The organism is Ferruginibacter sp. (genome assembly GCF_028288465.1).
In the GTDB taxonomy this organism is placed as follows: domain Bacteria; phylum Bacteroidota; class Bacteroidia; order Chitinophagales; family Chitinophagaceae; genus Ferruginibacter.
Window position 1 is genome coordinate 80,775 of record NZ_JAQBNR010000056.1, and the last position, 9,691, is coordinate 90,465.

The following is a 9,691-nucleotide window of genomic DNA, read 5'->3' on the forward strand; positions in this document are numbered from 1 at the left end:
ATCATCAGATAAACCCCCTTTTATACTTGAGTGATAATCGAAATCATAGTCCATTTTTTTTGACAACAATGAAGGAGATGATCAGTTCCCGCCCCGCCACCTTTCGCCAGTTTCCGCAGTAGTGTGCAAGCTCTGTTGGCCATTGTTTAATATAACTGTATTAATTGCCATCATATATTTTAAAAGCAGCCTTTTAAAAATTACTACTGTTTTATTAGGGCATTTTTTTCGTTAAAGCAAGCTTTAAAATTCTGTGGGTAAAAGAACTTTTGGCACAGTTTACGTACTGGTAATTAAAACAAATTTTGAAAAAGATAACTAAATATACAACTACCAAACAAGGCAGTGCATATGCGGTAAAGACACTGGAACAGCCCCCAGCATATAGACAAATTGCAGCAGCAAGCAGACCAGGATCGGAAGAAAAACCAGGCAGTCAGTCTAACGGATCCGCGTCACACCGAAAGGGAAACAGAGGGCAACCGAAGTAAACCACTGTAGATTCAATTCTACTGTGCGGAATATTTTAAACGATACAACACTTAGTACCAGTTTAGCGGCAGCAACCCAAAACGCCAAAGGCGAAAATTGAAAAGAAAGATACGTAACCGAACAATTGAAAGCAGTACTCCTATAACCCGGTATATTTTTAAACGGAGCCATAGAAGGCAATTGCACTTTTTAGGTTTCAAATTAACGGGTAAAATTGAGCGGATGTTTATTTGTTGGACAATGGGGCAGCTTCGCTACCGGCCAAAATAATGCAGCGGTATTCATTACAATGGAAAAAATACTACACGAACATTATGAATTCAGGAAGGAATTAAGGGCGATTACCCTGGATCCTGACAAATAAAAATTGATACAGTTTGCAACATATAAAATGGAACCACTTACTATTATTATAGAAACGGCAAAAAACAGCCACTTAAAATTTGACTACGATAAAAAACTACAATGCTTTAAGCTGAATAAAGCATTACCCGCAGGTATGGTATTTCCTTTCGATTTTGGATTCATCCCCAATACTAGCGGTGATGATGGCGACCCGTTGGATATTATAGCAATTTCCGAGTTTGTTACAATTACAGGCTGTGCAATGGACTGCCGGATCGTTGGCGCTATACTGGCTGAGCAAACAGAAAAACATCATCGCACGATAAGAAACGATAGGTTTATAGGCATACCGTTAGAATCGGAACAGTTCAAATCCGTACGTGAAGTCAGCCAGTTACCAAAGCAGATCATTACCCAAGTACAGGACTTCTTCATTAATTATAACAAAGAGGCTGGCAAGAAATTTAAGATATTGGATATCGTCGGAAGCCAAGCGTCTTTCAAGCTTATTAAAAAGGCGAGCATTAAGAAAAAGACTCATCAGATAATTTAAAAGCAGGGTATGTTTGACAAGGTCATATTGCAGGAAACCGCTGATAGTTTGTTTCGTAAACATCAAACATTAGCCGTGGCCGAAAGTGTTACAGCGGGATTACTGCAGGCGGCATTCGCTGCTGCAGAAAATGCAACTGCCTTTTTCCAGGGAGGTATAACTGCCTACAACGCCAAACAGAAATATACGCATCTGCATATAGATATATTACATGCCATAAGCTGCAATTGTGTTTCAGAGTCAACCGCATCTGAAATGGCATTGGGCGTTAGTAATTCTTTTCTGAGTGACTGGGGAATAGGTATTACAGGATATGCCTCCCCCTTACCGGGGCATGATATGAATCCGTTGTACGCCCATTTTGCCATTAGCTTTAAAAATGATGTTGTAAAATCAGGTAAGATAACCACCAATATTAAAGAGCCTTTACAAGTTCAATTAGTATATGTAAATAGGATTCTGAAAGAATTGCTGGATGTATTAAATACAATTGACCGCATTGATTGAAGTTTCTTAGTTTCAGTTTGTATTTGAATGCGGAGATCGCCCACAATCAATTAAAAGAAAAAGAATTTTAAATAATAATGATCAAGTCTGGATCAAACCATGCATTAAGAAACCCATAGCCAACGCCTCACAAATAAAATGAGCCACATCCACAAAGCAACATTTTCGGCTTTTTTTATAGCTTTCTTCAACCGTGGAGTAAGAGATGCGCCTGCGCAGGCACGGTGCGCTGATAAGGGTGCAGATGGATAGCGGCATTAAGATATCACTGTCTTTTTTACAATGCTGATTTCTCCATTTCTTTCTATTAAAATTTCGTCGACATGTTTCGTGTCATGTTCATTCAGTTCAAGGCGTACCCCCTGTTTTAAATCTTCTTCACTCACCAGCACTTTTTTCATATTGGATTCAATGATTTTATTATTGCTGTACAAAACTCTCTTTTTCCCTTTAATAATATCCCCTATCGTATGATTGTATATACATATCCGGGCAAGTAACCGGTGGAGAATGATAATGGTAAAGGTGGATGCCATTACAGGTACAAAAGGCGAAGCCCCGGTAATAACCCGGCTTAAAATTCCTCCAAGAATGATCATGACTACATGATCTATGGCAGATTCTTTTCCGAATGTCCGCACGCTGCCTATCCGCATAATGATCAGGGCAGTTAAAAATACAAGGACCCCTCTGGCACACATTTGTAATGTGGTAAGCTGATCTTCCTTTCCAAAAAGATGGTTTATTAATTCCATGTATTAAAGTCTTTTCTGTGAAACACTAAGCCCCGGATTTATTTGTTATTATCCAACGGTATGCCTATTCGAACAGGAAGGTACAATCTGCCAAAATCAGGGAATTGTGGCAGGAACAGGATACCATTTTATTAATTGAGTAAAGAATACCACAGGGTTGTTATCCTGAACGGCCCGCTTAATACGGCTCGATATTTTGCATAAAGTTTGTATTCATTTCAATATCCCGGGATTTCGGGTGTATGATTCCAATTAAATTATTAACAATGGCTAAGGACTCTAAAAAAGCCGGCGACAAAGTGGAACGGGCTATGCATGAAAAAAAAGCCGGCACACTTAAAAGCGCCGTTCAGGAAAAAAAGTAACCAGTAAGAAAGAGGCAATCGCCATCGGTTTGTCGGAAGCCGGACAAGCAGGTGCCGGGGCTCCTGAAAAGTCATCTTCCGGCACTAAAAAGGCTACTAAAAAATCTGCAACAAAAAAATCAGCTACAAAGAGTTCTACGCCGAAAAGTTCATAAAAAATTTTCTGCTTAGAATTACGGAATCTAAGTAGTTGTAGGGGGAAGGGCCAACCTTAATTTTATCTCAACGTTGCCTTAACCGAAACGTAGTTTTTTTGTTTTTACAAGTTTCTTAATGATCCAATTATGTCACACGATGATAAATTAACCAACACAAACCCTGTAATTGCGGACTATATTTTTAAACCAAACAAAGATTTTCCCAACAGTAAATTGCCATTACTCATTTATAAACAGGTATTCCTGTTGGGCAAGCAAAAAAACAAAGCTGCCCGGTCACTTCAAAAGATCTTTCATAAAAACAATTGGAAAAATTCCTGGAGCAATGGAATCTATAGCCTTCATCATTACCACAGCAATACCCATGAATGTATGGGAATCGCTTGCGGCAAAGCCTGGGTAATTTTTGGCGGACCAGGTGGCCGTAAACTGGTTTTGGCGAAAGGGGATGTTGTCATTATTCCTGCAGGCCTTGCACATAAATGCAGTAAAACTTCCAACAATTTTTTTTGCGTAGGTGCATATCCCGGTGGCAGTGAATATGATATCAATTTAGGTACAAAAGCAGAACTTGAAAAAGTTAAACCAAAATTACAAAAACTTTCGAAGCCTTCGCTTGACCCCGTTTTTGGAAAGGAAGGATTTCTCAAAAGTTTTTGGAAGTGATGTCCGCTGAACCAATCTTCCAGACAAAAAAACAGGTACTACAGTTATTAAGAATGATAACCAGCCAGCAGGGATTAACGGGCCAATTTTTTTGCATCCGGACTTCCTTCCCTGGATTTGCTTTTGGTTATCTGTTCTTGCTCAAATCTGAATTTTTTTATTCTTTGCAGGGAAATATAATGGGAACTTTTTCTTCTTCTAACCGATTTCAAGATTGCGTAAATAAAAATGCCAACTATTGTAAGGCTACCAAGAATTACACTGATACTGTTCGCAGGCAGAATCATGCAACACCTGCAGGTTACTGGAATGTAAAAAGAAAGCGTCACCATATGAATCGTTTAAAATCCTAAAAAAAAGATTATGCCAGAGATTGCGTCTATGGGAAAAATGCTGAATCCATCTGATTCTTAAACTACAGATAACATAAAGTCAGCAAATATCAGACAATAGTAATAACGTTCACTATCTAATAATATGCCCGTAAGAATGTCCCACTTAAATACCACCTGCCATGGTTTGAGTGCAGTTTGTACGCACGCAATATTCCCTGAACATTTTTAGGTTAATGCACTGATAGCACTGTTTGCTTTGCATCCATACGTTTATACAAACACCCACGGGCGGGTGCAATACAATATTTTCTGTCGCGTGCCATACCCGTGCATTTTCACATCATTCCTTCGCTCTGATAATAACGTTCAGGTTTGCCGTCGTTTTGCTTTCTTACTGTTTCATTTTGTGGGTTGAATCCTTTTTCCTGTATGTGGCATCATGATTACTGCTTTTCTTGCTGCCTGTACTTCCGGTATCTGTACCGCCGTTGAGTGCGTTGGAAGTGCCAGCTCCGGTATTGCCTCCTGACGCACTACCGGAGGCATTACTACTGCTGCCGCTGGAAGATCCCGGCAAGCTGCCCGCCTTACCCGTAGAACCCGAACCTGCTGCATTACCTGCAGAACCCGAAGAGCCCGTACCATTGCCAGTAGTATCACTCGCCCTGATGTTTCCACCTGCGGTACCCGATAAGCTGCCACCATTGTTGCCAACGCCCGAGGCGCCGGGTTCCTTGCGCATGGTATCCGTAGCACCTGCTGAAGTACTTTCACTGCTATCCCGTCCATTTGGACCGGAAGAACTGTTGCTGCTGCAAGCAGAGAAAATTACCATAGCTGATAATGCCAGTAAACCGTTTCGTTTCATGTGTAAGATTTTTTAGTTCATAGTTACCTTTGCAAATTCGCTGCCATCACACAACAAAGCATATTCAGGAAGATATTTCCACGCCGGTAGATAAGCGCAATACCCGGCGTGGATTTCATTGTATGTTTTGTGGTATTTTTTATCCGGTAAAATTTACTGATTTTTTAAATAGGTTTAATAATACATGAATGCCAGGTATGCCCCAAAACAGCTGACCGCCATGCCGAAAATAAGCCACGCTTTTTTATTAAAACTGTCCGGGAATTGATGCCTCATGCGTTTTGTAAGACCTCACTGATTTTTTGGTATAACTGATCTGAAGTGAATGGCTTTTGGATATATTTTTTAAAGCTGTCATGCGGCGCCAGCGGATACCTGTTGTGGCCTGTCATCAGCAGTATGGGAATGTGAAACGGACTAGCCTGACTTTGTATTTTTTCAATAACTGCCGTCTGGGTTATATCCAGCAACAACAAATCAGGTAAAAACTCCTTAATTAAAGCAGGCACTGCATCTTTTTCACTTGTCACACTCACCTTAAACCCCTTTAACTGCAATAGTTCTTTCAGCAGGTCCATTGTTTCAGGGTCGTTATTGATTACCAAAATTCTTTTCATTGATACATATTTTCAACTAACAAATCTTGCCACTGGTATAGAAAAATAAAATACAGAGCCCTGGCCTTCCTCACTTTCGGCCCAAACCCGGCCGTTGTGCGCTTCTATAATACGACGGCAAAGAAAAAGCCCAAGCCCTATGCCTTCTAGGTCTTTTGTTTTTTCCGTTCTGAAAAAACGGTCAAAAATATAAGGGAGCTGTGTGGCGGGTATGCCCAATCCCCTGTCTGTAACGGCTACCGTTATTATACCCCCGGTTACAGAAACGTTCAGCAGGATCGTTGTACTGCCATTTGAATATTTAATTCCGTTACTCAGGTAATTGGTTACAACCTGTATCAACCGGTGCCTGTCTCCTGCAGCCTGACCGGCTGTGCCATTTACCATAATTTTAAATGCCGGCTGTAATACCTGCACCGTATCAATTGCCTCCTTAATCATTTCATCAAAATCAAATTCATTTATTTCAAGAACAAAATTTCCAGAGTGGATTTTGGTTGCATCATAGAGATCGGTAATCATCTTGTTCAACCTGAAAATGTTGTTCTGACTGCGTTGTACAATTTCTGCAGACCTCACCAGGTCGTTACTGCTGATGGCCTCCTTTATTACTTCATTACACAGTATTACGTTTGAAAGCGGGTTACGAAGTTCATGCGCCACAAATCCTATAATGTCCTCTCTTTCCCGTTCCGCCTGCTTCTGAATTGTTATCTCATGAATTACCAGTAAAATTCCATCTGGCAGTTGTGTGTCTTTTAAAGGACGTCCTGTGATATTAAATACCCGGTCACCGCTCTGGGCTGCAACTTCCAGTTCCAGGTTTGTAAAAGGCTTCCTTGTCGCCAGGGTGTTTTTCAAATTGCTTATCAGCTCACCTTTCCTGTCGTAGGGTGCAATAAATGCGGTAAAATCTGCAATTAGTGCGGAAGAACCGGGATTACTAAAAAGCGAATAAAAGGCAGTATTTGCTTTAACCACATTGAGCTGATTATTCAACAAAATAACAATGTCGTCAATTGTTGTCAGCATGCTTTCATTCAGATCGTGCGCCTGCCTTGCCGCCAGCTCGGCTTTTTTTTGCCCGCTGATATCCTGTAATAGTTTTAATATCCTGCGCTCATTATGGGCGCTGGTTATCAAAACCGATTCACCACTTACCCAGAGAAAACTGTCATCTTTTTTTACAAAATAATTTTTATCATCTGCATGCCCCGCTTCTGCTACTTGTTGCAATTCTTTTTGAGGCAATTGATCCATCTGATCCTTGGGCGTAAAAAATATCCTGAAATTCTTACCCTTCAAGTCGAACTGGGTATACCCAAATGTATTTGTAAATGCCTTATTTACAAACAGCACGTTGCCTTCCACATCCATTATAAGCATCGCATTTACGTGACTGTTATTATAAAGGTTAATGAAGAAGTCGCTATAATTTAGTGATGGTGTTTCATCTTTCATAAAGTTTACAGCCGAAGCGTTAATCACTTCCAGCTGATTGACGAAAACAAATTACATGCCTTTTAGTGCTGAGTGAGCATATCTGGTAATGACTATGGGATAACCGTCCCTCATTTAATTAAGGTTTATAAAAAATGACTTTTTTAAAAGTGGAAAAGGATAGCTTGTCATCACCTTTTTATACCGCTATTCCTGCGGATATTGAGTTAACAATTTCGGGTAACAAAATACACGCCTCGTTAGGGTGTAGAGCCCCGGCACCAATTCAATAAAAAGGACTTCCATCTGCTCAAGGCCGTGATCGCTTTTTCGTTAACCATTCTTTTTCTTAGCGCTATGATTTTCTTTTTTATTATGCGTTGTACTTCGTCCGCGGTCATCTTGTTCTTCCCTTTCCCAGCTATCGAGATTGTCTTTATTTTCCGGCCTTTTTACAGCGTTATTTTGCGGCGCCGGGAATTGCTTCTTTTGTTGAGCTGATACTTTGATTGTTTTGATAAATGATTATTTTTTAGTGATTTGTTTGAAATACATAATATTCAACTACTGGCCAATTAGGAAACTAGAATTGATACACCGGAAGGCCCTTGGTAACCCGCCGGTATTCTTAACAGTCGCTTTTACGCAACTGTTTACCATTTGTTATTTGATAAGATATCCGATAAACTACGATGCTTTTGAAGTAGTCGACGACACACTTTCAACCCATCCAACTACTTGCTCATGACTGCGGCCGAGTTTTTCCATAAGGCGATTTATTAAGTCCTCATCCTGCCCTTCTGCAAAGTCTACATCGTCATTCGAAAGTTGTGGCTCCGCTTCCAATAGCATTTGTTTCATTTTTTCCCAGTCGCATGCTAATTGTAATTTATCCATAGATTTATATTTTAAAAAGTAATTGCATCATTTTTTAATTATGATGATACAAAGCGTGTGCAAATTTTGTGTTTCGCCTTATCTAAATTGAAAAGCCGTGGTCGTGCCGGAGCAATGGTTGGGTACACCCTGCTGAAAAGAAAATAGAATTGGCGCAGGAATTAATATCTAATATTGAGACATTAAAGCAACCTTATTTTAGCCAAAAAATTAAATTCAAATTAGGTGTGGTGGCGGGGAGGGATTGTAAATTTATATGTTTTAATAACCGCAGCAAATATCGACCAGCGAGGGTTGGTGAAGTAATTACTGATGATTTCAAAATAGTTTTAATTGAACATTGCCGGGCTTTTGTTTCCCTGGCTTTGCGTCACCGAAAACCGTTTTACCCCCGTACTGCCAGGATTCAGTATTTTCTTTTTGTAGCAGCTTCTCAAAATGTGCTTCTTCGGCAATAAAATCTTTTTCAGCTTTTATTGCTATTTCATGCAGCTTTTTCACCGCTTCCGTTTTGTCGTTAAAACCCAGTTTAGATTTTTCAATGCCGGTTCGCAAAATATGAAGGGTTTCATCATACACTTTAGTTGGAACCGGAAAGGGATGACCGTCTTTACCGCCATGTGCAAATGAAAAACGTGCCGGGTCTTTAAACCGTGACGGTGTGCCGTGTATCACTTCACTTACCAACGCCAGGGATTGCAATGTGCGGCCACCAACCCCCTTCAGCGATAGCAAGGATTCAAAATTTTCAACCTGCTGTTCATGAGCTATCCACAGTGCGGCACCGAGTCTTTTTAAATTTACATCTTTGGATGTCACGTCATGATGGTTTGGCATAATTAATTTGCTGAATTCCTTCAACACGAGGTCCGGCTTTTCCATCGTCAGTTGAACGATGGCTTCCCTGGCTGGCCCGGCATCTGATGATACCAGGTTCAAAATTTCGCCCTGGTTTTTGCCACAGATACCGGTATGCGGTGCATCAACAAACGAATCAAGGCCTGCTGAATGCCAGTGATAACGTCGTGCAGTTTTATCTTCTGTATTCATTCCCTGCTGTACAACGGTCCACTGCCCGGTATTGCTTACTATAAAATTGTGCGTATACAATTGAAAGCCGTCCTGGATGGCCGAACTATCAACCTTTGCAGTAAGTTTGCTGGCCTGTATCAGTTCATCCCCATTCATTCCTGTAGTATCGGCCAGCCTGAACAATTCATCCGGTGTTCGCTTGGAATATTTTCCTTTACCGCCGCAAATAAAAATGCCCAGTTCCTTTGAAAGCGGATTGATCGCCTTTTTTAATGCGCCCATCACAGAAGTGGTAATCCCTGAGGAGTGCCAGTCCATGCCCATCACTGCGCCAAGGCTTTGAAACCAAAACGGGTCGGATAGTCTCCGGAGCATTTCCTGGTTGCCATATTCCAGTATGACAGATTCTGTAATGCCAAGGCCCAGCTTAGCCATTCGTTCCGCAAGCCATTGAGGAACGTAACCGTAATGAAGGGGAAGATCAGCTGTGCCAGATCGTTTCATGGAATAAAGTTACAGCTTTTTAATTGGGCTCCGGAGCCATGGCTGGGACTATAAACCAGGATAGTTTTCGCAAACGTTTGCTGCTGCTGTCACGGTATACTATTTGTTCAGATACAAATTATTATCATTCTCAGCTCCCATCGCAACGCTACCTATT

The 9,691-nt window shown here is 40.9% G+C and carries 12 protein-coding genes; 6 read left to right on the top strand and 6 right to left on the bottom strand.

The genetic code is table 11. The features are described 5' to 3' along the window. Nucleotides 1-706 precede the first annotated feature (706 nt). From JWR61_RS21830 to JWR61_RS21840, 3 genes are read left to right on the top strand one after another with little or no spacing between them, the layout of a single operon-like run. Nucleotides 707-856 (top strand): hypothetical protein, encoded by a 150-nt coding sequence (locus tag JWR61_RS21830; RefSeq protein ID WP_301929824.1) that lies wholly within the window; start codon nucleotides 707-709, stop codon nucleotides 854-856. 27 nt (nucleotides 857-883) lie between these two features. Next, nucleotides 884-1,390, top strand: a complete 507-nt coding sequence (locus JWR61_RS21835) for an inorganic diphosphatase (RefSeq protein ID WP_301929825.1) — start codon at nucleotides 884-886, stop codon at nucleotides 1,388-1,390. 9 nt (nucleotides 1,391-1,399) lie between these two features. Next, nucleotides 1,400-1,897 carry a CinA family protein gene (locus JWR61_RS21840; RefSeq protein ID WP_301929826.1) on the top strand — a complete coding sequence of 166 codons (498 nt, stop codon included), beginning with the start codon at nucleotides 1,400-1,402 and terminating at the stop codon, nucleotides 1,895-1,897. A 257-nt stretch (nucleotides 1,898-2,154) separates the two neighbouring features. Here the strand turns inward: JWR61_RS21840 and JWR61_RS21845 are convergent, their stop codons facing one another. After that, on the bottom strand, nucleotides 2,155-2,652 hold the full coding sequence (locus tag JWR61_RS21845) for a DUF421 domain-containing protein (RefSeq protein WP_301929827.1): 498 nt from the start codon (nucleotides 2,650-2,652) through the stop codon (nucleotides 2,155-2,157). Between the two features lie 266 nt (nucleotides 2,653-2,918). Here JWR61_RS21845 and JWR61_RS21850 point away from each other — a divergent pair, with 266 nt between their 5' ends. From JWR61_RS21850 to JWR61_RS21860, 3 genes are all read left to right on the top strand, one after another. Continuing rightward, entirely contained in the window at nucleotides 2,919-3,017 is a 99-nt protein-coding gene (locus JWR61_RS21850; RefSeq protein ID WP_301929828.1) for a DUF6496 domain-containing protein, read from the top strand. A gap of 23 nt (nucleotides 3,018-3,040) precedes the next feature. Continuing rightward, nucleotides 3,041-3,172: a hypothetical protein gene (locus JWR61_RS21855; RefSeq protein ID WP_301929888.1), complete on the top strand. Its 132-nt coding sequence runs from the start codon at nucleotides 3,041-3,043 to the stop codon at nucleotides 3,170-3,172. Nucleotides 3,173-3,301: 129 nt separating this feature from the next. Continuing rightward, nucleotides 3,302-3,841 (top strand): cupin domain-containing protein, encoded by a 540-nt coding sequence (locus tag JWR61_RS21860; protein WP_301929829.1) that lies wholly within the window; start codon nucleotides 3,302-3,304, stop codon nucleotides 3,839-3,841. A 726-nt stretch (nucleotides 3,842-4,567) separates the two neighbouring features. Here the strand turns inward: JWR61_RS21860 and JWR61_RS21865 are convergent. The 5 genes from JWR61_RS21865 to JWR61_RS21885 all read right to left on the bottom strand — a co-directional run bounded on the left by JWR61_RS21865 (nucleotide 4,568) and on the right by JWR61_RS21885 (nucleotide 9,534). Continuing rightward, on the bottom strand, nucleotides 4,568-5,044 hold the full coding sequence (locus JWR61_RS21865; RefSeq protein WP_301929830.1) for a hypothetical protein: 477 nt from the start codon (nucleotides 5,042-5,044) through the stop codon (nucleotides 4,568-4,570). A 272-nt stretch (nucleotides 5,045-5,316) separates the two neighbouring features. Next, the gene (locus tag JWR61_RS21870) at nucleotides 5,317-5,661 is read right to left on the bottom strand and encodes a response regulator (RefSeq protein ID WP_301929831.1); all 345 of its coding nucleotides are present in this window, start codon (nucleotides 5,659-5,661) and stop codon (nucleotides 5,317-5,319) included. Nucleotides 5,662-5,673: 12 nt separating this feature from the next. Further along, a complete protein-coding gene (locus JWR61_RS21875) occupies nucleotides 5,674-7,122 on the bottom strand; it encodes a PAS domain-containing sensor histidine kinase (RefSeq protein ID WP_301929832.1) in 1,449 nt (482 codons plus the stop codon). A 666-nt stretch (nucleotides 7,123-7,788) separates the two neighbouring features. Then, nucleotides 7,789-7,998 (bottom strand): hypothetical protein, encoded by a 210-nt coding sequence (locus JWR61_RS21880; protein WP_301929833.1) that lies wholly within the window; start codon nucleotides 7,996-7,998, stop codon nucleotides 7,789-7,791. Between the two features lie 318 nt (nucleotides 7,999-8,316). After that, on the bottom strand, nucleotides 8,317-9,534 hold the full coding sequence (locus JWR61_RS21885) for a DUF763 domain-containing protein (protein ID WP_301929834.1): 1,218 nt from the start codon (nucleotides 9,532-9,534) through the stop codon (nucleotides 8,317-8,319). Nucleotides 9,535-9,691 lie beyond the last annotated feature (157 nt).

What these genes read in the sequence shown, in the direction of transcription:
- JWR61_RS21880 (WP_301929833.1), bottom strand. Translation starts at nt 7,998, where the DNA reads ATGGATAAATTACAATTAGCATGCGACTGGGAAAAAATGAAACAAATG.
- JWR61_RS21885 (WP_301929834.1), bottom strand. Translation starts at nt 9,534, where the DNA reads ATGAAACGATCTGGCACAGCTGATCTTCCCCTTCATTACGGTTACGTT.
- JWR61_RS21860 (WP_301929829.1), top strand. Translation starts at nt 3,302, where the DNA reads ATGTCACACGATGATAAATTAACCAACACAAACCCTGTAATTGCGGAC.
- JWR61_RS21840 (WP_301929826.1), top strand. Translation starts at nt 1,400, where the DNA reads ATGTTTGACAAGGTCATATTGCAGGAAACCGCTGATAGTTTGTTTCGT.
- JWR61_RS21850 (WP_301929828.1), top strand. Translation starts at nt 2,919, where the DNA reads ATGGCTAAGGACTCTAAAAAAGCCGGCGACAAAGTGGAACGGGCTATG.
- JWR61_RS21870 (WP_301929831.1), bottom strand. Translation starts at nt 5,661, where the DNA reads ATGAAAAGAATTTTGGTAATCAATAACGACCCTGAAACAATGGACCTG.
- JWR61_RS21845 (WP_301929827.1), bottom strand. Translation starts at nt 2,652, where the DNA reads ATGGAATTAATAAACCATCTTTTTGGAAAGGAAGATCAGCTTACCACA.
- JWR61_RS21835 (WP_301929825.1), top strand. Translation starts at nt 884, where the DNA reads ATGGAACCACTTACTATTATTATAGAAACGGCAAAAAACAGCCACTTA.
- JWR61_RS21875 (WP_301929832.1), bottom strand. Translation starts at nt 7,122, where the DNA reads ATGAAAGATGAAACACCATCACTAAATTATAGCGACTTCTTCATTAAC.
- JWR61_RS21865 (WP_301929830.1), bottom strand. Translation starts at nt 5,044, where the DNA reads ATGAAACGAAACGGTTTACTGGCATTATCAGCTATGGTAATTTTCTCT.